Source organism: Chromobacterium sp. Ag138 (assembly GCF_055181315.1).
In genome coordinates, this window is the sequence record NZ_JBUPWA010000001.1 from 4,207,272 (window position 1) to 4,232,654 (window position 25,383).

The 25,383-nt window shown below is 65.9% G+C and carries 13 protein-coding genes; 12 read left to right on the forward strand and 1 reads right to left on the reverse strand.

Translation table 11 applies throughout. The annotated features are described in order from the left end of the window. Positions 1-29 precede the first annotated feature (29 nt). The 12 genes from ACY3GB_RS19695 to ACY3GB_RS19750 all read left to right on the forward strand — a co-directional run bounded on the left by ACY3GB_RS19695 (position 30) and on the right by ACY3GB_RS19750 (position 23,409). Complete coding sequence (locus ACY3GB_RS19695) at positions 30-6,860, forward strand: SDR family NAD(P)-dependent oxidoreductase (RefSeq protein WP_463090225.1); 6,831 nt, start codon at positions 30-32, stop codon at positions 6,858-6,860. After that, positions 6,857-11,335: a beta-ketoacyl synthase N-terminal-like domain-containing protein gene (locus ACY3GB_RS19700; RefSeq protein WP_463090226.1), complete on the forward strand. Its 4,479-nt coding sequence runs from the start codon at positions 6,857-6,859 to the stop codon at positions 11,333-11,335. The genes ACY3GB_RS19695 and ACY3GB_RS19700 overlap by 4 nt, the downstream gene beginning before the upstream one ends. An 11-nt stretch (positions 11,336-11,346) precedes the next feature. After that, positions 11,347-14,715 carry a beta-ketoacyl synthase N-terminal-like domain-containing protein gene (locus ACY3GB_RS19705; RefSeq protein ID WP_463090227.1) on the forward strand — a complete coding sequence of 1,123 codons (3,369 nt, stop codon included), beginning with the start codon at positions 11,347-11,349 and terminating at the stop codon, positions 14,713-14,715. After that, positions 14,712-15,482 (forward strand): polyketide synthase, encoded by a 771-nt coding sequence (locus tag ACY3GB_RS19710; RefSeq protein WP_463090228.1) that lies wholly within the window; start codon positions 14,712-14,714, stop codon positions 15,480-15,482. The genes ACY3GB_RS19705 and ACY3GB_RS19710 overlap by 4 nt, the downstream gene beginning before the upstream one ends. A 57-nt stretch (positions 15,483-15,539) precedes the next feature. Next, positions 15,540-16,277: an enoyl-CoA hydratase-related protein gene (locus ACY3GB_RS19715; protein ID WP_463090229.1), complete on the forward strand. Its 738-nt coding sequence runs from the start codon at positions 15,540-15,542 to the stop codon at positions 16,275-16,277. A gap of 34 nt (positions 16,278-16,311) precedes the next feature. After that, positions 16,312-17,172, forward strand: coding sequence for an ACP S-malonyltransferase (fabD, locus tag ACY3GB_RS19720; protein ID WP_463090230.1), 861 nt, complete (start codon positions 16,312-16,314; stop codon positions 17,170-17,172). Continuing rightward, entirely contained in the window at positions 17,094-18,179 is a 1,086-nt protein-coding gene (locus tag ACY3GB_RS19725; RefSeq protein ID WP_463090231.1) for an acyltransferase domain-containing protein, read from the forward strand. The genes fabD and ACY3GB_RS19725 overlap by 79 nt, the downstream gene beginning before the upstream one ends. After that, positions 18,173-18,901 (forward strand): 4'-phosphopantetheinyl transferase family protein, encoded by a 729-nt coding sequence (locus ACY3GB_RS19730; RefSeq protein ID WP_463090232.1) that lies wholly within the window; start codon positions 18,173-18,175, stop codon positions 18,899-18,901. Before ACY3GB_RS19725 ends, ACY3GB_RS19730 begins: the two co-directional genes overlap by 7 nt. Next, positions 18,895-20,244, forward strand: a complete 1,350-nt coding sequence (locus ACY3GB_RS19735) for a PfaD family polyunsaturated fatty acid/polyketide biosynthesis protein (RefSeq protein WP_463090961.1) — start codon at positions 18,895-18,897, stop codon at positions 20,242-20,244. The genes ACY3GB_RS19730 and ACY3GB_RS19735 overlap by 7 nt, the downstream gene beginning before the upstream one ends. A gap of 128 nt (positions 20,245-20,372) precedes the next feature. Continuing rightward, complete coding sequence (locus ACY3GB_RS19740; protein ID WP_463090233.1) at positions 20,373-21,800, forward strand: MFS transporter; 1,428 nt, start codon at positions 20,373-20,375, stop codon at positions 21,798-21,800. Positions 21,801-21,856: 56 nt separating this feature from the next. After that, entirely contained in the window at positions 21,857-22,108 is a 252-nt protein-coding gene (locus ACY3GB_RS19745) for an acyl carrier protein (protein WP_463090234.1), read from the forward strand. Next, the gene (locus ACY3GB_RS19750) at positions 22,105-23,409 is read left to right on the forward strand and encodes a beta-ketoacyl synthase N-terminal-like domain-containing protein (protein ID WP_463090235.1); all 1,305 of its coding nucleotides are present in this window, start codon (positions 22,105-22,107) and stop codon (positions 23,407-23,409) included. Before ACY3GB_RS19745 ends, ACY3GB_RS19750 begins: the two co-directional genes overlap by 4 nt. A gap of 41 nt (positions 23,410-23,450) precedes the next feature. Here the strand turns inward: ACY3GB_RS19750 and ACY3GB_RS19755 are convergent, their stop codons facing one another. Continuing rightward, on the reverse strand, positions 23,451-25,106 hold the full coding sequence (locus ACY3GB_RS19755; RefSeq protein WP_463090236.1) for a DUF6178 family protein: 1,656 nt from the start codon (positions 25,104-25,106) through the stop codon (positions 23,451-23,453). Positions 25,107-25,383 lie beyond the last annotated feature (277 nt).

Here is a 25,383-nt window from a genome sequence, read left to right on the forward strand (position 1 = left end):
CCAGCATGCGAATGAAGCAGCAGTTGCAGATGATCATTTCTGACAGCCTCATGGTTGAGCCGGACGCCATCGGTACCGAGCGGACCTTTGTCGAGCTGGGGGTGGACTCCATCCTCGGCGTGGAAATCGTCAAGAAAATCAACCGCGAGTTCGGCTTGGCATTCAGCAGCACGGTGCTTTACGACTATCCGTCGATCACGCTGCTGGCCAAGCATATCGACGATGGACGCCTGCCGGCCGACAAGCCGGGCGCCGACAAGCCGGGCGCCGGCGAGCCGGCTCCCATCGTCGAGGCGCGGGAAGCCGACCCGCTTGAAGAGGCGCGCCCGGCTGCGCCTCGGCCGGACGCGCTCCGGCGCAGGCAGGAAGCCGGCGATGCCGGCGCGCCGCGACTGCTGGCGGACAGCCGGCGGGCATTGCGCGAATTGCTGGCCGAATGCCTGTTGGTTGACGTCGAGAGCCTGGACGAGAAAAGCAGCTTTCTGGACATGGGCGTCGATTCCATCCTGGGCGTCGAGCTGGTCCGGCGGCTGAACCGCCAGCTCGAGCTGAAATTGAGCGCCAGCGTGCTGTACGACTATCCCTGCATCGACGATCTGGCGCGGCATGTCGCCGGCCTGCTCCGTCCGCAGGTCGACGCCGAGCGTCAGCCGGAGCGCCTGCGGGAGGCCCGCCGCGAGGAAAAGGCTGAGCCGAAGAGCGCGCCGAAGGCCGGGCCCGCTCCGGTTCCAGCTCCGCCCCGAGCGGAGATCAAGTTGCGGCAAACGCCCGCTCCCGCCCCGGCGGCGCGTCCGGCCGCGGACGACATCGCCATCGTCGGCCTGTCCTGCCGCGTGCCCGGCGCGCGCGATGCACAGGCGTTCTGGGACTTGCTGAGCCGGGGCGTCGGCGCCGTCGGCGAGGTGCCCGCCGAGCGCTGGCGCGCCGACGCGTTTTTCGATGCCGACGCGAGCGCGTCGGGCAAGACCTACAGCAAGTGGGGCGCCTTCCTGGACGAGGTCGACCAGTTCGACCCGCTGTTCTTCAACATCTCGCCGACCGAGGCGGCGTGGATGGACCCGCAGCAGCGCCTGTTCCTGGAAAGCTGCTGGAACGCGCTGGAGCATGCCGGCTACACGGCGGCCGACATCGGCGGCAGCCGGACCGGCGTATACGCCGGCGTGATGAACAACGACTACCACGAATTGATCCTGCGTTCCGGCGAGGACTTGAGCGAGTATGGCGTGACCGGCATCGCCGATTCGATGATGTCGTCCCGGATCTCGTATTTCCTCAATCTGAAGGGACCGGCGCTCACCGTCAACACCGCCTGCTCCTCGTCGCTGGTCGCCATCCACCTGGCCTGCGAGGCGCTGCGCAGCGGCCAGGCCGACATGATGCTGGCCGGCGGCGTCACCTGCTATCTGACGGAGTCGTCCTATATCGGGATGAGCCGGCTGGGCATGCTGTCTCCCAGCGGCGTCTGCGCGCCGTTCGACGACCGGGCCGACGGCATCGTCCCCGGCGAGGGGGTCGGCGTGGTGATCCTGAAGCGTCTGGCCGACGCGCTGGCCGACGGCAGCACCATACACGGCGTGATCCGCGGCTCCTCGACCAACCAGGACGGCAAAACCAACGGCATCACGGCGCCCAGCGTGCTGTCGCAGACGGCGCTGCTGAAGGAACTGTACGAAAAAACCGCGATCGATCCGGCAAGCATCCAATGCGTCGAGTCGCACGGCACCGGCACCAAGCTGGGCGATCCGATCGAGGTGGAGGCGCTGAGCGCGGCGTTCCGGACCTTCACCGACAAAAAGCGTTTTTGCTCGCTGGGCTCGGTCAAGGGCAATGTCGGGCACACCTCGGCCGCGGCCGGGGTTGTCGGCCTGATCAAGATACTGCTGTGCCTGAAGCACCGCCAACTGGTGCCGTCGCTCAATTACAGCAAGACCAACCAGCATATCGATTTCGAGAACAGCCCTTTTTGCGTGCAGACGGAACTCGCGGAGTGGGCGGCGCCGTCCCGCGGCGTGCGAAGGGCGGCCCTGAGCTCCTTCGGTTTCAGCGGCACCAATGCGCATCTGATCGTGGACGAGGCACCGCCGCCGGCGCAGCCTGCCGCCTCCGTGCGCAAGCCATCGCATCTGGTGGCGGTTTCCGCGCGGACGCAGGCGGCGCTGGCCGAGCGTCTCGCCGACCTCAAAGGGCATCTGGACCAGGCCGCGGCAGCGTCCGACCTGGCCGCGCTCAGCTTCACGCTGAACCGCGGACGGGAGCATTTCCCGTGGCGCTGCGCGCTGGTGGCCTCATCGACAGCCGATCTGGCGGCAAGAATCGACGAGGCGCTGGCGGGCCGCCACGGCCAGCAGGCGATGATGGGCGCGGGGCCGTCCCGGACGATGGATGTCGCCGAAGAACTGCTATTCGCCGAGATGGCCGCCATCGTCAGCTCCCAGGTCGGGCAGGGCGACGCGCAGGACGATGCCGCCTACGCGCGCAAGCTGGCGGTGCTGGGCGCCTTGTACGTCAAGGGTTTCGACATCGACTGGGCGTCGCTGCACGCCGGCGAAAGCGCCGCGCGGATACCGCTGCCGACCTATCCGTTCCAGCGGCGCCGCTGCTGGATGGCGCAGCCGGCCGGCCGCGCGGACGCCGCCGCGCCTGTCCGGGCCGAGCCGGCAGCCGGCGCAAGAGCGTTTCCGGCCGACGGGCAGATCGCGGCTTTCGCGTTCACCGGGCGCGAGTCCTTCCTGGCCGATCATCGGATCGCGGGCCAACCCATTCTGCCGGCGGTGATGTATCTGGAGCTGGCGCGCGCCGCGCTGGCCGGCTACGGAAAAGCGCCGTCGTCGTTCGGCGGCTGCGTCTGGATCCGGCCATTCGCATTTCCCGGCGGGGAGCTGCGCTTGCGGGCCGAGGGCCTCGGCCGTTTCGAATTCGTTTCGGAGCGTGATGGCGAAACCGTCGTCCACTGCCGGGGCCTGTGGACGGATGAGGAGGCGGGCGCCCGGCCCGTGGTGTCCGAAATGGCCGCGCTGCTGGTGGCGGCGCAGGAGGATGTACCCTCGGCTGACATCTATCCCCGCTTCGCCCGGCGTGGCATTGTCTACGGTCCGGGCTTCCAGACGGTGCGCTGGGTGCGGCGGGCGGGAGCCACGCTGCTCGCCAAGCTGGGCGAGACCGGGTCCGACGGCGGCGCGGTCCTGGCTCCGGGCCTGATGGATGGCGCGCTTCAGGCCTTGATAGGCTACGAGGCCGGCGACGGCGACGCCACCTTCCTGCCTTTCAGCATGGACGAGGTCCATCTGTACGCGCCGGTGAGCAGGGAGGCTTACGCGGTAATCGAGCCGGAGGCGGCCGAAGGCCGGTCCGGCGACGCGATCCGCCGCTTCAATATCCGCATCTGCGCCGAGGACGGGAAGGTGATGCTGGCGATCAAACGCCTGGCGGTGCGGCGCTATGAGCCGGCAGGCGCAGGCGACGACGCGCCCGAGCTGCTGGTCTGCGAGATGGTGCGGGAGGAGGAGGCGCTTCCGGCCGGCCTGCCCGAAGCCATGGCGCCTGGCGGCTTGCTGGTGCTGGGCGGGCAGGACGGGTTGGACGACGCGATCCGGCAAGGCTGGTTCTCCGGGAGCGGGACGCCGCCGGTGATCGCCGTCGGCGCCGGCGCGGCGTTTGCGAAGGACGGGCCGCGGCAATACCGGCTCGACCCGTCGCGCCCCGGCGATTTTTCTCTATTGCTGGACGATCTCGCATCGAGTGGCATCCAGCCGTCGCATGTGCTGCAGCTCTGGTCGCTGCGACAACGGAGCGGAGCGGGCCAGGCCCTGTCCGCCGTCGACGAGCGTTTGTTCGAGCCGTTGCGGGCGACCGTCGCGTTGACCCAGGCGCTGCTGCGGGCCAAGCTCAAGGCGATACGCATCGTCCACGCTTACGACTGCGAGGCCGACGCGTCGTGCTTCGACGCGATGGTGTCCGGATTCGCCGAGAGCCTGCCGCGGGAGAAGCCGCAGTACGATCTGCGGGTGGTCGGCCTCGCGGCGGGATGCCGCGCGACGCCCGAGCTGCTGGCTGTCCTGCGGCGGCAGCTGTTTGCGGAGGACGCGCCGCGCCATGTCGAGTATCCGGGTCCGGACCGGGTGCGGCGAGCCTCGCTGCGCCGGATCGCGCCCACGGTGCGGGCCGGAGGCAAGGTCGCGCCCAGGCAAAGTGGCGTGTACCTGATCACCGGCGGCGTCGGCGGGCTGGGCTATCTGTTCGCCAGCTGGCTGGCCACCGAGTTCCGGGCCCGCCTGATCCTGCTTGGCCGCCGGGTTCGGGACGACCTGATCGACAGCAAGCTGGATGCGCTGCGCGCGATGGGGGCCGGCAAGGTCGACTACCAATGCGTCGACGTCGGCTCCGGGGAGCAGGTCGAGGCGCTGGTCCGGAAGTTGGACCGCGATTTTGGCCAGCTGCACGGCGTCATTCACAGCGCCGGGCTGGTCGACGACGCCCTGGTGGTGAACAAGAGCTGGGCCGGGATCGAGCGGGTCCTGGCCGCCAAGGCGCTGGGCGCTCAGAACCTGCACCAGGCGACGCTCGGGCATGATCTCGACTTTTATGCGCTGTTTTCGTCGCTGGCGGCGATCAAGGGCAATGTCGGGCAGGCCGATTACGCCGCCGGCAACGCCTTCCTGGACCACTTCGCGTTCTGGCGCGAGGCGCAGAGGCGGCAGGGCAAGTGCCATGGCCACACGGTCTCGATCAATTGGCCGCTGTGGCAGGACGGCGGCATGCGGATCGACGAGAGCGGCGTCGCCCGCCTGAGGGAGGCTTTCGGCATCGAGTCGCTGGGGACTCAGGACGGTCTGGCCGCCTTCCGCGCCATTCTGGCCAGCGGCTGCCATCAGGCCGCCGTCATCGGCGGCAAGTCGGCCGCGGTGGCGCGCTATCTGGGCGTCGAAGCGCCGTCTGCCGCCAAGGTCGAGCCGCCGGCCAGGCATCCGGACGCCGCCCGGCAGCAGGCCGCGGCCGTTCCGGGCGGCCGCGACGGCGAGGTGCTGGCGACGCTGGCCGATATCTTCCAGGCAACGCTGAAGCTGGAGGCTGGCGATTTCGATCCCGACACCGAGTTCCATCTGCTCGGCCTCGATTCGATCCAGATGATGAAGATACTGTCCGTCATCGAACAGCGATTCGATACGGTGGTTCCGCCCAGCATCATCATCGACAATCCGACGCTGCGCTTGCTGACGGACGCGCTGCAGTCGGCCGGGCTGATCCCGGCGGCGGCCGCTTCGGCGCCGACGCCGCCCGCCCTCGACGCCTATGATCCGCCGCATGCCGATGGCCAGCGCGAAGCGCCGCGCGCCGTGCCGGATTCCGCGCCGGCGCGCGACGACCGCATCGCGGTGATAGGCATGGCTTGCCGCTTTCCCGGCGCGGCCGCGCTGGAAGACTTCTGGCGGAACCTGAGGGACGGTCGGCACGTGGTCGGCGAGATTCCCGCCGGCCGCTGGGATGTCGACGGCTCGTTCAGCGCCGACAAGGCGGCGGGCAAGTCGTATTCGAAATGGGGAGGATTCATAGACGGCGTCGACCTGTTCGACAACGCCTTCTTCAACATCTCGGACGAGGACGCCCTGATCATCGATCCGCAGCAGCGCATCATGCTCGAGCTGACCCAGGAGCTGTTCGACCGCAGTGGCTATGCCCGCGCCGACGTCGACGGCGGCCGGATAGGCGTCATCCTCGGTTGCTCGCAAAGCAGCTATATCGAGCGCGCGGAGGGCCTGATGTCGGAGCGGCAACTGGCGAAGGCCGTCGTCGGCACGATTTCCAATATGGTCGCCGCGCGGATCTCCGATTTCTACAACCTGAAGGGCGCGGCCAAGACCATAGACGCCGCCTGCGCCTCCTCGCTGATCGCCATCCACGACGGCTGCGATGCCCTGCTCAACGGTTCCGCCGACATGGTGGTGGCCGGCGGCATCGGCCTCTTGCTCGACGACAAGCAGTTCGTCTCCTTCAGCCGCGCCAACGTGCTGTCCGACGACGACGTCTGCTCGGTCTTCGACAAGAACGCCCACGGTCTGGTGCTGGGCGAGGGCGCCGGCATCGTGTTGCTGAAGCGCTATCAGAAGGCGGTAGACGACGGCGACCGGATTCTCGGCGTGATCCTCGGGTCCGCGGTCAATAACGACGGCCATACGATGGGGGTGACGGTGCCCAGCCAGGAGGCCCAGCAGCAGGTGATCGAGGCGGCTCTGGCCAAGGCCGGGGTCGGCGCAGACACCGTGTCTTATTTCGAGGCGCACGGCACGGGCACGCTGCTGGGCGATCCGATAGAGATCAAGGCCGCGACCCGCGCCTATGCCAAGCAGTCCGGGGACACCGGCTACTGCGGCGTCGGCTCGGTCAAGTCCAATGTCGGCCATCTGATGCGCGCGGCGGGCGTCGCCAGCTTCATCAAGGTCATGCTGTCGCTGCAGCACCGCGAGCTGGTGCCGACGCTGCATTGCGACGAGCCGCATCCGCGATTCCAGTTCGCCGCCTCGCCGTTCTATCCGGTTGATCGAACCCAAGACTGGCAGCCGCGCCGCGGCGTGCGGCGCGCGGCGATTTCCTCCTTCGGCTTCGGCGGCACCAATTGCCATATGGTGGTCGAGGAGGCGCCGCCGGCTGGCGGCCCGGCGCGCGCGCCGCTCGCGCCCACGCGCTTCGACAGAAAGCGGTTCTGGTTCGGCCCCGATGCCGCCGCCATCGGTTCGGAGGAGCGCTTTCTGACCGAGATCCTGCAGCGGATAGAGCGGGGGGAGATAGACGCGGAAGAGGCCGTGCGGCTCAGCAGTGCCGAATACTCGATATTGGATATTGATGGCGGGAGGCAGGACCGATGAAGAACGAGTTGCTACGCGAGATTTATGCGCAAGTCAGCCGCAACGAACTGTCCAGCGCCGGCGCGCTGGAGCGGATACGCGCGCTGAGAGCGCCGCAGGGCAGGGCCAGGCCGTCGACGCCGGCGGCGCGCCGGTATGCGTATCATGATCCCTATGTGCGCGACCACCTGGTCGAGCGGCAGCGGATACTGCTGGGCGTGACGCATGCCGCGCTGGCGCTGGACTTCGTCCGGAGCAGGACGCCGCATGGCGCGGCGTACGGGATTCGCCGGCTGACCTTTGTCGAACCCGTCGTCCTGCCGGAGGGCCGCGAGGTGTCGGTCTCGGTGTCGGAACAGGGCGGGGACGGGGAGTTTGCCGTGTTGTGCCGTGAGTCGGCACTGCATCCCACGCCGGACGAGGACGGGGTGGGCGTGGCGGCGCGCGGGGCGTTCCATCCCCGGCCGGCGCCGCGACCGGCGGCGGTGGACCTGCAACCGTTTCTGACGGCACCGGCCAAGGTGGTGCTGGCGCGGGAAATCTACGGCCAAAACGAGCAGATCGTCCATGGTCCGTCCTTGCAAAGCGTGCGCAAGATCTACGTCAGGGGCGAGCAGGCCCTGGGCAGGCTGGTCCTGTCGGACGAGATGGCGGCCGAGGCGCCGTACGGCAGCGTCCATCCGTCGCTGCTGGACGGCGCCATCATGGCCTCCGCCGTGCTGCTGCCGCCCGAGACGCGCTCCCAGCCGTTCATTCCGCTGATGATCCGCGAACTGACGGTGTACGGCCAGGTGCCCAAGGCCTGCTACTGCCTCGCCACCCTTTCCAAGGTCAACGAGGAGGTCACCGTGTGCGATATCCGACTGCTGGATGCCGACGGGACGGTGACGGTGGACATGGCCGGCGTCACCTGCAAGCGCATCCGGACTGGCGCGCCGCGCGACGACGGCCGGGCGGAAGGCCAGGCCGGCGGGGCGCGCGCCGCCGTCGGCCTGGGCGCGCAAATCGAGCAATACCTGACCGGCAAGCTCAGCGAGCTGATCGGGCGGCCGGGACCGATAGCGCCCGACGTGAACTTCATGGATCTCGGGGCGGAGTCGTCCGGCCTGATCGCCATGGCCTCCCGGATCGAGAAGGAGCTCGGCTTCGATCTCTATCCGACCGTGTTCTTCGAATATCCAAATCTGGCGGAACTGGCGGCCTTTCTCGAGCGAGAGCACGGTGAGGCTTTCCAGGCTCATTTCCATTCCGGACAGCCGGACGCAGGGCCGACCGCTCAGCCGGCATCGGTATCCCGTGCGGCGCGCCCGACGCCTGCAAGCGCCGTCGGCGACGAAAAAGACGATTCCCGGATCGACGAGCCGTTTGCCGGCGACGACCGCATCGCCATCATAGGCATGGCTGGGCGCTACGCGGACGCGGCCGATCTCCAAGCTTTCTGGGAGAACACCGTCGCCGGGAAGGATCTGATCCGGGAAGTCCCCGCCGATCATTGGGACTACCGGCCATGGTTCGACGCGCGCCGCAACCAGGCCGACAAGACCTATTGCAAATGGGGCAGCTTCATCGACGACGTAGCGGCGTTCGACGCCGGCTTCTTCGGCATTTCGCGTAAGGAAGCGGAAACGATGGATCCTCAGCAGCGCCTGGTGCTGCAGGCGCTGTACCACGCAGCCGAGGACGCCGGCTACGGCGCGCGCATCAAGGGGAGCGCCACCGGGGTGTTCATCGGTTGCTGCTTCTACGATTACGCGCAGGAAATGTGCTTGCGCGGCAAGGGCGTGGAACCGCACGACGGTACCGGCAACGCCGCGACCATGCTGGCGAACCGTCCGTCGTTCTTCCTCGATCTGCGAGGCCCCAGCCTGACGCTGGACACCGCCTGCTCGTCGTCGCTGGTGGCGCTGGACATGGCATGCGACAGCCTGCGCCGGGGCGCGTGCGGGATGGCCTTCGTCGGCGGCGTCAATCTGCTGCTCAGCTCCTGGCACTATCGTTATTTCTCCAGCATCAACGCGCTGTCCTCGACCGGCCGCTGCCACTCGTTCGACCAGCAGGCGGACGGTTATGTGCCGGGCGAGGGGGTCGGCGTCGTGCTGCTCAAACCGTATGCCCGCGCGCTGGCCGACGGCGACCGGATCCACGCGGTCATCGCCGGATCGGCGGTCGTGCACGGCGGGCACACGCCGTCGCCGACCGCGCCCAGCGTCAAGATGGAAACCCAGGTATTGCTGGAGGCCTGGAAGCGTGCCGGCATCGCGCCTGACTCGCTGGCCTATGTCGAGGCCCACGGTACCGGCACCCCGTTGGGCGATCCGATCGAAATCGAGGCGTTGAAGGCCGCCTTCGCCGAACACACCAGCCGGCAGGCATTCTGCGCGCTGGGCACGGCGAAAGCCCAGATCGGCCACACGGAGGGCGCTGCCGGCATCACCGGGGTCATCCGGGCGGTGCTGGCGATCAAGCATCAAACGATTCCGGCGATGTACGGGTTCGAGACCCTGAATCCCTACGTCAAGCTAGACGGGGGGGCGGTCTTCATCCCGCGCGGCAATCTGGAATGGCCGGTTCGGGACGGGACGCCGCGCCGCGCCGGCGTCAGTTCCTTCGGCTTCGGCGGAACCTACGCCCACGTGGTGCTGGAAGAGGCGCCGTCGCGCCCGGCGCCGGTCGGGAATGCTCACACGCCTTGGACGCTGCTCGCCGTCTCGGCCAAGAGCGGAGCGTCGCAGCGCGCGCGGCTGGCCGGGCTGCGCGCCTGGTTGGACGGTCGGGATCCGGTGGACCTCGAGCGGCTGGCGTTCACGCTGAACGCCACGCGCGCCCATTGGGAGAAGCGCGCCGCCTTCGTCGTCCGGTCCGCTCAGGAACTGGTCCAGGCGCTGGACGCCGTTCTGGCCGGCGCGCAGACGCCGTTCGGCCAGGTTTCCGACGCCAAGGCGCAGGCGTCCGCCGGCGATGGTCTGCTGGAATGCTACGCGGCGCTTGACGCCGCGGCCGGACCGGAGGAGGCGCGGCGGCAACTGATGCGGATCGCGCAATGCTATGTCGACGGCGCGAATCCGGACTGGCGCCGGCTGGGCGGCGAGAGCCCGGCGATAGATGCGCCCCTCTATCCGTTCGAGATGGAGCATTTCTGGTTCGAACCGCAGACGGGCGCGGCGGTCGAGGCGGCCGTCGACGCCGGCCTGCCGCCGGCCTCCCCGCCGGTCGAGGCGAAAGCGGCCGCGGTCCCGCGGGCCGAAGTCGAGGCCAAGGCCATCCGGATTCTCAGCGAGATCCTGTTGTTGCCGGCCGAGAAGATCGAAATGGACGCGGAACTGGCCGGACTGGGCGTCGACTCCATCATGACGATGCAGTTCGTGGTCGCGGTCAACAAGGCCTTCGGCCTGCAGCTGAGCGCGGCGGCGCTGTACGCGGCGGCCCGGGTCGGACAGGTGGTCGACGTGGTGTTCCAGGCGGTCGCCGATCAGGGCGGGGCGACGCCGCCACCCGTGGCCGACGACCCCCAGGCGGCCCCCGTAGAGGCTGAGCAGCGGCCGGCACCCAAGCCGGTCGCGCCGCCGCCGGAGGCGCCGGCGAAGGCGAGGATAGTGCTGAAGGGCACGCCGGAGCCCGCGCCGGCCCCGCCGCCGGCCGCGTCCTCTTACCGGGCCATGCTGAGTTTCAACGAAACCATGCCGGGCACGCCGATCTTCCTGGTCCATCCGGGTGGGGCGGGGGCGGAAAGCTATATCAAGCTGGCCAACTATCTGGACGGCGGGCAGCCCATACACGCGATCGAGTCCTACAACCTCTACAGCGGCGAGGAACCCATCCGCACCATCACCGAGCTGGCCGCGCTGTATCTGCAGCATGTCAGAAGCGTGCAGCCGCACGGCCCCTATTTCCTCGGCGGCTGGTCGCGCGGCGGCATGGTCGCCTTCGAGATGGCTCAGCAGCTGTTCGACGCCGGCGAGCGCGTGGAGACGCTGTATCTGCTCGACAGCTATGTGATGAACGAGCAGGAGAAGACGGTCGCCATCGACAATGTGATGAAGCATTCGATGCTGCCCGGCGGCGTGGCGTCCTTCCGCGACCTGCTGAAAAACAATCTGGCGGTCGAACGCATCTCCAATGTCGTCTACCAGCCCCGTCCCTACCCCGGGCGGGCGATCCTGTTCAAAGCCAACCAGCAGCTGGAAACCCGCGCGGCGAAGCAAACGATGGAGCTGGCCCAGACCTCGGCCAGGGAGGTCGTCGCGCGGAACTCCAGCGAGCAGGTGGCCCAGGTCATCGACAATCTGAACGCCTTCATCAACGAGGACACGGTGGCCGATTTCAACAGGCTGGGCGCCAAGCCGGATAACGGCTGGTCCCGCTATATCGAGAACCTGTCGATTCGCATCGTCGACGGCAACCACTTCAGCATCATGGAAGAGCGGACGCTCAGGCCGATTGCACGGCATATCCAGTCCGACATGGACGCAACCCGTTACGCGGAGCAGGCAGTGTGATGAACGATCTCATGCAAGTACGGCATCAGGTAGGCACCTTGGTGGATTTGCTGCGCATGCGGGCGCAGGCGTCGCCGGACGCCGTCGCCTACACCTTCATCGAGAGCGAAACCGCGCGCAGCCAGGTCACATATGGCGAGCTGGACCGTCGCTGCCGGGCGATAGGGGCCGAGCTGCAGCGGGAGGGCCTGAGCGGGGAGCGCGCGCTGCTGATCTTCCCCCAGGGGCTGGACTTCATCTACGCCTTTTTCGGCTGCCTGTACGGTGGCGTGGTGCCGGTGCCGGCCTATCCGCCGCGCAAGCGCCGTTTCGACCGCCTGGCCGCCATCATCACCGACGCCGATGCGAAGGTGGTCTTCACCATCGCCGAGCTGCAAGACGACCTGAACGCGGCCGTCGGCGAGAGCCAGCTGGCTGCCACCCGCATCCTGCTGACCGACGGCGAGCGCGAGGCGGGCATCGAGGCGTCGTGGCGGCGGCCCGTCATCCACGGCAACTCGCTGGCCTTTCTGCAATACACATCGGGCTCGACCGGCTCGCCCAAGGGGGTGATGGTCAGCCACGGCAACCTGCTGTTCAATCTGCAGGCGGTGAAGGACACCTTCTCCTATCCGGCGGGCGGCGCCAGCGTGACCTGGCTGCCCAGCTTCCACGATATGGGCCTGATCGACGGGGTGTTGTCTCCGCTTTACGTCGGCCAGCATGGCGTGATCATGGCGCCGACTACCTTTGTGCAGCGGCCGTTTCTCTGGCTGTGGGCGATCACCGAGTTCGGCGGAAGCAATTCCGGCGGGCCGAACTTCGCCTACGAGCTTTGCGCGCAGAAGATCCGTCCGGAAGAGAAGGCCCGGCTGGACCTCAAAAGCTGGCACACGGCGTATTGCGGGGCCGAGCCCATCAATCAGGGCACGATGGAGCGCTTTGTCGAAACGTTCCGCGAGTGCGGCTTCGCGCCGGAGGCGCTGAGCCCCTGCTACGGCATGGCGGAAACGACGCTGATCGTATCGGGCGAGCGCCGCGGCGGCTCCCGCTATCTGCAGCTTTCGCGCGAGGCGCTGAAGGCGAACCGGGCGGAGTTCGTCGACGAGCCGGACGCCTACTCGGTGGTCAGCTGCGGCGAACCGGTCATCGAGACGATGGTCCGCATCGCCGACGCCGATACCCGGCGCAGCTGCAAGCCAGGCGAGGTCGGTGAGATCTGGGTGGCGGGTCCCGGTGTCGCCGGCGGCTATTGGGACAAGGACGCGCTCAACGCCGAGATTTTCAACGCGTATACCAGTGACACGCGTGAAGGGCCGTTCCTGCGCACCGGGGATCTCGGCTTTCTGTGGGAGGACAAGCTGTACGTGGTGTCCAGGGTCAAGGACCTGATCATCATCCGCGGACAGAACCACCATCCGCACGATATCGAGATGACGGCGGCCGAGTCGCATCCGGCGCTGCAGCCGACTTGCGGGGCGGCCTTTTCCATCGACGACGGAGGCGAGGAGAAGCTGGTCATCGCGCACGAGGTCAAGCGCGAGGCCCTGGCCAGCCTGGACATCGAACACGTGGTCAAGGCGGTGCGGCAGGCGGTCAACGATGGGCATGGCGTCATCCCGCACGAGGTAGTGTTGCTGAGACCGGCCTCGCTGCCCAAGACGTCGAGCGGCAAGATCCAGCGGCAGGCCACCAAGGGGCATTATCTGGCGCAAACGCTCAGCCTGGCGACCGCCGGGAGAAAAGCGGTTCAACAGCGGCCGGAGCCAGCCAGGCAGGACGAGGTCGCTGTCGCGCGCTTTGGCGCGGAACAGATAGAGCGCGAGCTGCGCGCGGTGCTGGCCTCGGCGCTGCATATCGCTCCGGAGGCGATAGACTGCGCCGAGCCATGGTCCAGCTACGGTCTGGACTCGCTGAAAGGTAGCGAGGCGGTCGCGGCCCTCGGCGATCGCCTGCAAACGGCCCTTAGCCCGACGCTGTTCTACGACTATCCGACGCTGACCGCGCTGAGCCGCCATCTCGCGGGCCGCAACATCGCGATTCCACGCGCCGAGCCGTCGGCGCCTGCAACGGAGGCGGCCGCGGCCGTCCCGGCGAGTCCGGCGCCGGACGCCGGCGAGGAGATCGCCGTCATCGGCATGGCCTGCCGCTTTCCCGGCGCCGCGAGTCCGGCCGAATTCTGGAACATGCTGACCGCCGGGCGCGACGGCATCTCCGACATCCCCGCCTCGCGCTGGGATGTCGGCCAATTCTACGATCCCCGCCCCGGCACCCAGGGGAAGATGGTTTCCAGGCGCGGAGGCTTCCTGCCGGACGTCAGCCAGTTCGATGCCGATTACTTCGGCATCCCGCCGATAGAGGCCGAGGCCATGGACCCGCAGCAGCGGCTGCTGCTGATGGTGACCGCCGATGCGCTGGAGAGTGCCGGCGTCGCGCCGCAGTCCCTGGCCGGCAGCCAGACAGGCGTCTTCGTCGGCATCTGCAATCTGGACTACATCCGACTGTGCCTCGCCGATCTGGACAACGTCAGCACCTATGCCGGCACCGGCGGCTCGCAGGCCATCGCGGCCAACAGGCTGTCGTATTTCTTCGATCTATGCGGTCCTAGCCTGGCGATCGACACCGCCTGCTCCTCGTCGCTGGTCGCCGCCCACCTGGCTTGCCAGAGCCTGCGTCTCGGGGAGTCGAACCTGGCCATCGTCGGCGGCGTCAACCTGATCCTGACGCCTGAATTGAACGTGGTGTTCTCGCAGGCGGGCATGCTGGCGGCGGACGGCCGCTGCAAGACCTTCGACGCGGCCGCCGACGGCTACGCGCGGGGCGAGGGCTGCGGCGTCGTCGTGTTGAAGCGCTTGTCCGACGCGCGGCGCGACGGCGACCGCGTATTGGCGACCCTGCTCGGCTCCGCGGTCAATCAGGACGGCCGCAGCAACGGTCTGACCGCTCCCAACGGCCCAGCCCAGCAGGCGGTGGTCCGCCGCGCCCTCGGGGATGCCGGCGTGGCGCCGGCCGAGGTCGGTTATGTGGAGGCGCACGGGACCGGCACCCCATTGGGCGACCCGATTGAGTTCAACGCGCTGCGGGCGGTGCTGAGCGAGGCGCGTCCGGAGAACCGGCAATGCTGGGTTGGATCGGTGAAGACCAATATCGGGCACCTGGAAAGCGCCTCGGGCATCGCCGGATTGATCAAGACTGTGCTGTCGGTGCAGCAGGGTCTGATTCCGCCCCATTTGAACCTGCAAAACAAGAATCCCCACCTCGAATGCCATGATGGCCCGCTGGATATTCCGACGAGCTGCCAGCCGTGGCCGGACGGATATCGCAGGCGCATCGCCGGCGTCAGTTCCTTCGGCTTTGGCGGGACCAATGCCCACGTGCTGGTCGGCGGGGTGCGTTCATGATCGGCCAGGCAGAACTCGCTTGCGACGGCGTCGTCCAGGTCAGCTATCCGTCGGCCGGCGTCGCCCAGGTCTCGATGCGCGATCATGACGAAAGAAACATGTTTTCCCATGCGCTGATCGAAGGGCTGGACCGCGCCTTCGCCGACATCGGCGCGTCCGGCGATGTCAAGGTGGTGGTGGTGTCCGGCCTGGACCAGTACTTCTGCTGCGGCGGCACGCGCAGCGAATTGCTGAGCCTGATCGAAGGAGAGAAGACTTTCGACATCGGGCAGTTCTACCGAGCGCTGCTCGACTGCCCGCTGCCGACCATCGCGGCGATGGCGGGCCACGCGGTCGGCGGCGGCTTTGTCTTCGGCATGTACGCCGACATCGTCATCCTCGCCGAGGAGTCGGTGTACAGCGCCAACTTCATGCGCTACGGCTTCACGCCTGGCGTCGGCTCCACCTGCCTGCTGCCGCGCCGGCTGGGAGAGGCGCTGGCCGGCGAGATGCTGTTGAGTGCCAACGGATTCACCGGCAGGGAGCTAAGCCAGCGGGGCGCGCCGTTCAAGGTGGTCAAGCGGGCCAAGGTGCTGGAAGAGGCGCTGGCGCTGGCCGTCGATCTGGCGGCGAAGCCGCAGGCCTCGCTGAAGATGCTGAAGGTGGCGCTGACGCGGGAGTTGCGCGAGGCCCTGCCCGCAGCGATCGCGCGGGAGCTGGACATGCACGATGTGACGTTCAAATTGCCGGAAGTCCGCGCTCAGGTCGAGCGCCACTTCGGCCACTGAGAGGCGCGATCCGACATGGTATTCGAAACATTGTTGCTCGAGAGCGGTGGCGGCGTCATGCGAGCCGTGATCAATCGCCCGGAAAGTAAAAACGCGATCAATCAGACGCTGCTGCATGAGATAAACCAGGCGCTCGATCTGGCGGAGTCGCAGCCGGATTGCCGGATGTTCGTGCTCGAGGGCGCCGGCGGGATTTTCTGCTCCGGCATGGACTTCCACGAGATGGACGCGCTCGCGGACCGGATCGACATCGATCTGATGCGCGGCAGCACCGAGAAATACATGCGCACGCTGAAGCGCTTCGCGGCGAGCCCATGCGTCATCGTCTCGCGCGTGTCCGGCGCGGTGACCGCCGGAGGGGTGGGCCTGGTGGCGGCGAGCGATCTGGTGCTGGCGACGCCGGAATCCCATTTCACCTTGACCGAGGCCATGTGGGGGCTGTTGCCGTCCAATGTCATTCCGTATTTGATCCGGCGCGCGGGGTTTCAGGCCGCGTTCCGGATGAGCCTGACCACCGACACGCTATCGGCGGCCGAGGCCCACCGTCTGCAATTGGTCGACTATCTGGGGGAGGACCTCGATCAATTGGAGCGGCGGCTCAGGATCAAGTTGAACAGGGTCAGGAAGGACGCGGTCGGCAATCTCAAATCGTATTTCCGAAGCATGTGGATGATAGACGAGGAAATGGAACAGCTGGCGGTCGAGGAGACTAGCCGGCTGGCCGCGATGCCGTCGGTCATCGAAAGCGTGCGGAATTTCGTTCAAAAACAGGCTTTCCCTTGGGAGTCCCGCTAAGCAGCGTGTTGACGGATTGAAAGGATACCGCAATATGATGGCATATATTTTCGCCGGGCAAGGTTCCCAGTTTCGTGGCATGGGAGCGGAGGTGTTTGGAGCGTTTCCGGATCTGGTTGACCGTGCCGACGATATTCTGGGCTATTCGATTGAAGAGCTTTGCCTGGCTGATCCGAATGAGCGATTAAATCGTACCGAATATACTCAGCCGGCGATTTATGTCGTCAATGCGCTGAGTCATATGCGGGAGACTCATAACGGTTCCGGTATGGCCGATTATTATGCCGGACATTCCTTGGGGGAATACAATGCGCTGCTGGCGGCGGGCGCGTTTTCTTTCGAAGACGGCTTGCGCATGGTCGCCAAACGCGGTGAATTGATGGGCGGCGTCGAGCATAGCGGCGGCATGGCGGCGATCGTCGGCTTGTCGGGAACGGAAATATTCGATGCGCTATCCGAGGCCGGCTTGTTCGAAGTGGATCTGGCCAATTTCAACACGCCTTCGCAAGTGGTCATTTCAGGCTCGGGGCGGGATATTGGAACGGCCCAGAGTATTTTTGAGAATCTGGGCGCCTCATATCATATCCTCAGCGTCGGCGGGGCATTCCATTCCAGATTCATGGCGCCGGCCAGGGCGGCATTCGAAGATTTCATCGAGCCTTTCCATTTCAACACGCTGCATACGCCGGTCGTTTCGAACCGCCGGGCCTTGCCCTATCTGAATGGAAGCGTGGCGGTCGATCTGGTCGAGCAAATCACCGCGCCGGTGCGTTGGGTCGAAAGCATCTCTTATATGGCGAGACAGGGCGTGACGGAATGGAAGGAAGTGGCGCCTCGGGCAGTCTTGACGCCTTTCTTGCGGAAAATCATCAAGAGCGAGACTTCGAAACAATGAGAGGCGATGAATCGACGGCCAAGCTGGTGTTCTTATGCGGCGGGCAAGGCACGCAATATTTCCACATGGGAAAGGAATTGTTCGGTGTCAACGCCGCCTTCCGTTCTTGCCTGCTGCGCGGAGAGGCGGTTTTTCATCGCGTCGCCGGGGCCTCGCTGCTCGATGCGATGTTTGATCCCTCCCGGAGCAAGTCCGATAGTTTCGATCAGCTGAAATACAGCCATCCGGCCATTTTCCTGATCGAGTATGCGCTGGCGCGGGCTTTGGCGGAGCGCGGCATCCTGCCCGATCTCGTCGTCGGCTGCAGTCTGGGCGAGTTCGCGGCGGCCGCCATTTCCGGCATGGCGGCATTCGATGACGCGCTGGTTTCGGTGATCGAGCAGGCCGATGGCATCGCCCGGCATTGCGACGAGGCCGGCATGACGGCGATCCTGGACGGCGTGGAGCTGTTCGATGGCGAGCCGTCGCTGTTTGCGGACTGCGAGCTCGCGGCAGTCAACTACGCCAGGCACTTTGTCATCTCGGCCAGCCGGCCGGCGTTGGCCAGGGTCGAGAGGGTCTTGCGGCAGCGCGACATATTCCATCAGCGCCTGCCGGTTCGCTACGGATTCCATTCAGGTTGGATCGTCTTGCCCGACGCCGCCCGGGCCGGACTGGCGTTGAAGCCCGGGCAGGTCCCGCCGCAGATGCCGGCATGGTCCTGCGCGGCGATGACGCCGGTCGCCCGTTTCGACGCCGATCACGGCTGGCGGGTCCTGCGCTCGCCTATACGCTTTGCCGAAACCTTGAAGGCGATACCGGATCACGCCCGGCATGCTTATGTCGACTTGAGCCCGTCCGGCACCTTGTCTGCTTTTTCCCGGAATGTCTTGGGCGCCGAATCGCAGCGCTCGATATTCACCGCCATGAGTCCGTTTGGAAACGACGCCCAGGTTTTCGAGGCTATGGTCGCCGGCGTGCTCGGCTTCCGGCACCGGAATCGAAGATTCCCGGAGCCGTCATGCTGATGACCCGCGTCGACGTCGGCTTGCCCTGCTTGGTCCCCAATCGGGTCGCCACCGCTTGCGATGGCGATCGATACAGTCCCGCCAGCCATGCCGATCTGGGCGTGACGCTTCCGCCGTCGCTGTCGGGCGCGGTCTCGCGGCGGAAAGCCGCCTATCTTGCCGGCCGCTATTGCGCGATGCAGTCCCTGTCGCAGGCTGGGCATCCGCTTCCATGCGAAGTGCCGATAGGGGAGGAGCGCAGCCCGGTCTGGCCAGACGGCCTGGTGGGGTCGATCACGCATACCGACGGTTTGGCCGCGGCCGTTGTCGCGTCCACCGGCGAAGCCAGGGGGCTGGGAATCGATGCCGAAAGAGTCATCGGCGCGGAGACCTGCCGATTATTGAGCGAGCAAGTGGTAGGCGACGGCGAATGGCGTTTCAGTCGCGAGGGTTCAAGCTGGTCCGATCGCCTGTTCTTCACAATGATTTTTCCCGCCAAGGAAAGCATTTTCAAGTGCCTATATCCGCAGGTCGGAAAGTATTTCGAATGTCTTGACGTCGAAATCGTCGCATGGGATGCCGAACCCCGGACATGCCGCTCTCGCGTCTTGACCGATTTGAGCGATCGGGTGTCCGCCGGTTTCGAAGCGGACGGTTGTTACAGCATTCTGCCCTGCATGGTGTTCACTTATGTCGGCTGGCCGTGTCGGCCGCGACAGGAAAAGGGAAGGATAGGATGTTAGGGTCCAGCGAATTCAGAAGGCAGTATGGAGTTTGCCAGGCCTATGTGGCCGGATCGATGTACAAGGGCATTTCATCCAGCGATCTGGTCGTCGGCATGGCGCGTTCGGGCATGATGGGCTTTCTCGGCACCGGCGGGATGCGCTTGGAGCGGATCGAGCAGGAAATCCTGTCGATTCAGCAGCGACTGGGGCCCGGACAGGCTTACGGCGTCAATCTGCTGGCGAATATGGACCAGCCGGAGCAGGAGTTCTCCATCGTCGAGCTGTGCCTGAGGATGGCCGTGCCGAATATCGAGGCGTCGGCATTCATGCGGGTGCACGACAGCCTGGTCTGGTATCGCTTCAAGGGCGCGCATACCGGGCCGGACGGAGCGCCGCGCGCGCGGCGGCGCGTGCTGGCGAAAATATCGCAGCCGGAGGTGGCCGCGCTGTTTCTGAGCCCGCCGCCGGAAAGCGCGCTGCGGCGCCTAGTGGCGCAAGGCCGCCTGTCCGCCTCCGAAGCGGACATCGCCAGCCGCATGCCCGTCGCCAGCGATATCTGCGTGGAAGCGGACTCCGGCGGACATACCGACCGGGGGGTCTTGCTCGTCTTGCTCCCGGCGATGCTCAGGCTGCGCGACCGGATAGGCGGGGAGAGGCGTTACGCCCAGCGGGTGAATGTCGGCGCCGCCGGCGGAATCGGCGCGCCGGAGGCCGCCGCCGCGGCCTTTCTGATGGGCGCTGATTTCATCGTCACCGGCTCGATCAACCAGTGCACGGTGGAGGCCGGGACGAGCAGCCGGGTCAAGGATCTGCTGCAGACGGTCGAGATCGGCGACACCGGCTTCGCGCCCGCCGGGGACATGTTCGAATTGGGCGCGCGCGTGCAGGTGGTGCGCCGCGGCCTGCTTTTCCCGCCGCGCGCCAATGAGCTGTACGAGCTTTACCGGCGCCATGCGTCGCTGGACGAGCTTGAGCCCAAGATCCGCCAATCGATCGAGGAAAAGTATTTCCGCCGCAGCTTCGACGAGGTGTGGGGGGAAACGCGGGAATATTACGCCAGATGCAATCCTCAACGCCTCGCCGAGATCGAGCAAAGCCCAAAAGCCAGGATGGCGGCGATATTCCGCTGGTACTTCATCCACTCGACGCGTCTCGCCCTGCGCGGTAGCGAAGAGCAGAAAGCCGATTATCAAATTCAATGCGGGCCCGCGATGGGGGCTTTCAACACCTGGGTGAAAGGCAGCCGGTATGAAAACTGGCGGTGCCGCCATGTCGACGAAATCGGCATGCTTTTGTTGCGGGGCGCCGAGGAATATATCGACCAGGCCTTGCACAGGGCGACGCATGCCGTCGCCGGATAATCATCGCCGCCGCCGAACGCCACGGGGCGATGGGGACGCGATTTCAGGCGCCATGCCCTTGACCGGGGCGTGGCTTCCAGCCGTCATGGCGAATACAGTCCCGGCGTCGCCGGGCTTCGGGAGGCAATATGGATAGCGACAGCAAAGTATCTGGCCATAAGCGGGGAGGCATGGCGGCGGTGCTGATCTGCCTCTTCATGGCCATGCTTGACAGCAGCGCGGTGAATATCGCGCTGCCGACCATCGCTCGGGCATTCGATGCGGACTTCGCCTTGGCCCGCTGGGTCGTACTTTCGTACATGCTGGCGCTGACGGCCCTGGTGTTGCCGATGGGGCGGCTGGCCGACGTGGTGGGGAAAAGAAACATCTACGTGGCGGGGATCGTGGTTTTCGGCTTCGGGTCGGCATGTTGCGCGGTGCCGGTATCCATGGGCTGGCTATTGCTCGGCCGCGTCATACAGGGTGTCGGCGCGGCCATCATCCTGGCGCTCGGCCCGGCGCTGGTGACGGAGCTGGTGCCGGCCTGCGAACGCGGGCGGGCATTCGGCATCATGGGGGTGGCGGTCGCCCTGGGGGTGATCATGGGCCCCAGCGCGGGGGGCGCGCTGATCGCCGTCCTGGGCTGGAATGCCATTTTCTGGCTCAATGTCCCGCTGTGCGCCGGCGCCGCCATGGTGGCGCTCAAGCACCTTGATCGAAGCCGGACTCGCGAGCGTCCGCCGTTCGACCTGGCCGGAACCGCGGCGCTGATCGTGGCGATGACGTTGTCCTTGCTGGCGCTGTCTCCCGGCGAGACGGGATTTTCCGATGCGCTGGGTGGCGGCGGGATCTGGCTCGCCGCCATCGTCGCGTGGCTTGCCTTCGCCTGGATGGAACGCCGGGCGGAAAAACCCATCGTAGAGGCGCGGCTATTCGGCAACGCTGTCCTCAGCCTGAATCTGCTGGCGGCTTTCCTCAGCTCGGTCAGCATCGCCGCGACCTTATTGCTGCTGCCGTTCTACCTGCAGAACGTGCTGGGTTTCGCGGTCGCCAAAACGGGCTTGCTGCTTGCCGTCACGCCGGTGGCGCTGACCGTCGCGGCGCCGGTGTCCGGCGTCATGGCGGATCGTTTCGGCGCCCACCGCCTCATCGTTGTCGGCCTGCTCGTCATGGCGGCCGGCTTCATCGCCATGTCGACGCTGTCTACACACTCCACATCGCTGGAGTTCATCTGCAAATTCATTTTCGTCGGTTTGGGGCTGGGTTTGTTCCAGTCGCCGAACAATGCCTTGATCATGTCCGCGGCTGCGGACGGGCATACCGGCGTCGTGTCGGCCCTGCTGGCGATGACGCGCTTGATGGGGCAGACCATAGGCGTGGCCCTGGTGGGAGCGATAGGGGCGTGGCGCGCATTCGCGCACGAGGGCGCCGCGCGCGCGTCGGCACAGCATCAAGTCGACGCTTTGGGCGAAATATTCATCGGTTTGATGGTTCTGACCCTGTTGGTACTGGCATTGTCGATTCAAAGCTCGTTATGCCGAAAGAGGGCGGTGGCATCCGTGGCGCCAAGCAATTGAACGGCGGGCATGGACGTTGCCGCATGCAAACTATCTTCACGTAAGGAAGGCCGGGTATGACCAAAGATGATGTGTTTTCGACGGTGAAAGAAATAATTCTGGAGACGCTGCCGGATCTGGATGCGCTGCTGGTGACGCGGGAGCGCAGCCTGAGCGAGTTGGGCGCCAACTCGGTCGACAGGGCCGAGATCGTCGTCAGCAGCATGGCCGCATTGCGGGTGAAGGCTTCCGCGCTGGAATTGCGGGAGGCGAAGAATATCGGCGGTCTGGTCGATATTCTGCATGGCAAGACCGAGGCGAGGGCTTGACGGCCGCAGGAGGCCGGCCGGCTTCCCGCCGCCATGCGGTGGTCACGGGAATGGGCGTGGTCGGCGGGGCGGGCATAGGCGTCGAGCGCTTCGCCGACGCCCTGCGCTGCGGGCGCAGCCGCTTCAGCGCGGTGCGCGCCGCGCCGTCCTCGCGCCCGGCCTACGTGATGGCGGAGCTGGGGCCGTTCAGCCTGGACGAGCACATGCCATCGGCCTTGCAGGCCGAGCCGTCGCTGGCGGCCCGCCTGCGGAAAGTCGGCGGCCGCTCGACTCGTCTGGTGCAGACCGGCTTGCTGGCTGTCGCGCAGGCGTGGTGCCAGGCCGGTTTTCCGGCCGGCGGCGAGCGGACGGCCCTGGTGGTCGGCGGCCAGAATCTGGCGCACGCCTTTGAAGCCGGCTGGTCGGAGCGCTTTGCCGAGGAGCCCGCCTATCTGAGCCCGTCCGCCGCCATCCAGATGCTGGACACCGATCTGATAGGCTGCGTCAGCGAGGTGTTCGGCATACAGGGGGAGGGCTATGCGGTCGGCGGGGCTTCCGCCTCCGGAAACGTCGCGATACTGAACGGCCTGCGGCTGATCCGCGGCGGGGAGGCGGACGTCTGCGTCGTCATTGGTGCCCTGGCCGAGCTGGCCGCGTTCCAGTTGCAGGCGTTCGCCAATCTGGGCGCGTTGGGCGGCGAGGCCTATCCGGACCAGCCTGAGCTGGCCTGCCGTCCCTTCGACCGACTCCACAATGGCTTCATTCCTGGACAGGCCAGCGCATGCCTGGTGCTGGAGGACGCGTCCCACGCGCTTGCCCGCGGCGCGCCGGCGCTGGGGCGCGTTCTCGGCGGGGCGATGTCGCTGGACGGCAACCGGAGTGCCAATCCGTCGGCCGCCGGCGAGGCCGCGGTCATGCGACGGGCGCTCGCCGACGCCGGGGTGCCGGTCGATGCGGTGGATTACGTGAATGCCCACGGCAGCAGTTCCAGCCTCGGCGACATCACCGAGCTGCAAGCGATAGAGCGGGCATTCGGGGCGCATTGTCCGAATGTGCTGGTCAATTCGACCAAAAGCATAGTCGGGCATTGCTTGTGGTCGGCCGGCGTGGTGGAGGCGGTGGCTTGCTTCGTCCAGATCAACGCCGGCTTCCTGCACGGGAATCTGAATTTGACCGATCCGATCGAACACGCGTGCGCTCTGCTCGGGCCCGACAGCCGAGACGTAGAGGTCCAGGTCGCGCTCAGCAATGCCTTCGGCTTCGGCGGCATCAACACCAGTCTCGTTTTCGCGTCGCCGTCGTTGTCGATGGGAAGCTGCTGATGGATGGCCTGCCCAGGGAAGCTTCCCGGGTTTTTTCCGGCTTACAACCGTTTCAGGAAGGCGTGGATTTTCGCGATGTCCTCCATCGTGGAAATATGGCGATAGCCTTTCTTCACATAGATGTTTTGGGACCCCGCCTGGGCTTCGAGCACATGGGGAAAGCAGGGGGTCGCGTCGATCAGCGTTCGCAGGGCGGCGATGGTTGAACCGTGAAATTCGACCGCCAGATTGTCCGTCAGCATTTTCGCTTCGCTGTACCGGTTTTCCCTTATCAGTTGCATGATCTCGTACGGCGCGGCGATTTCTTCCTCGTACTCGAACTCGAACTCGTCCAGCAACGGTTGTTGTTGCGGCGCGGAGCGGATGATGGCTTCGGCGCAGCGGACCGGAATCGAGCAAAGCAGCTGATAACCGATCTGGAACAGTCGCACGATGCCAGGTTCTTTCTCCAGATCGTGCTGCAGCCGGACGATGGCGCCGGCGGCGTCCTCGTCCGATGTCCCGGCTAGGTAGCATGCGCCGAGATTGCTGGTCGCGCCGACTATCTGGGCCGCTTCCGCTTCATTGATCACCTTCCCCTGGATGGTGGCGCCCGACATCATGATATTGGACAGGTAGGCCAGCTCCGCCATCCTGTTGGAGGCGATGTCGGCCGGAAGGCGCGATAGCGCCGTGTTCAGCAAGGAGGAGGCGGGCGAACCTTGCTGCCCGGCCTCGCTTGTCAGCAGCCGCGTTTCCGATTGCGCGGGCGCGAACACCCCGGCATTCCGAAGGATGGCGTCCAGCGCCGCGAACGCTTCGCGGTTTTCCGTTTCACCGGCTTGCGATTGCCCGGACATCGGGCTTTCGGCCGCCGGCAGCAGAGGCGGGCGTCGCGCATCGGCAGGCCGCTCGCTGAACGTCTGCGCCAGCCGCTGGCGCTGCTTCCAGAGGAAGTCAGCCGTGTTGACGTCGTAGCGCCGTTGGTCGAGCAATGATTCCAGCGGCTGTGTCTTCGTCGACATCAGGAACAGCGTCGCGCTGACCGGATCCACGTAGCCGGAGGCCGAGCGCGCGGCGACGCGATCGCCGGTGAGATCCTCTTCCAGCAGCGCGGTCTCCTCTCCGTCCTCCTCCTGGCTCTGCCGGCTGACGCTGGGGGTGAAGTTGCACCTCTCGAGCGCGCGGAGCAGGAATTCGGTGGCATGCCGCGACAGATTCAGCAGCATCTCGACAACGACGTGCCAGTGCTTTTCGATCTTGGGGAAGACCTGATAGTTGTCGATGGAGATGCCTCCGTCGTCTTCCGGCGTCGCGATCGTCCTGTCGACGACCGATATCAGCCTAGCCAGGCATACCACGATGAAGTCCTCGCCGAGGGCGATCAGGCGGGGCGCCAGCCTGTCTTCGTCTTCGCGCAACGTTTCGATCCAGCGCATGAACTGGTCGATGTCCAGTTCTTCCCTTTGGCCCAGCCCCTGGCCATGCCAGAGAGAGATATCGAGAACCTCCTTCAATTGCTCCTCGCTGACCAGGGCCAATATTTCCTGGCAGTCCTCCAGCCCCACCGTCTCTATCAGTTTGTTCAGCGTATAGGCAGGCAATTTCTGAATATAGGTGGTCAGCTGCGGACTGCCGGAAATCTGGCGAATCAACTCGCTGCCGCCGCGCAATGGGGCGGAGGACAGGCCTTTGTCGAGCGAGGTCGTTCTTTTCATGGCATGGTCCGGGAGAGTGGATCCAGTCATTGATATGTCTTTGGAATGTGCCGATCGATATTGGAATCTGACGTAGTGGTCTATTGATCGAACAGTGGATGGATTGAGTTTCAAAATAGATTAACGGTGCTGTTTATTTATGGCGTAGCCTGGATTTTCTTAATGTCGGCTCGTCCAATTTGTTTTGTACCGAAACGTGGCGCCTATTGAAAGGCAGGGCCGGACAATATGCTAGCTGTTCTTTCTGTCAGCTCATCGGCGGGAAAAGGTTTGTGCT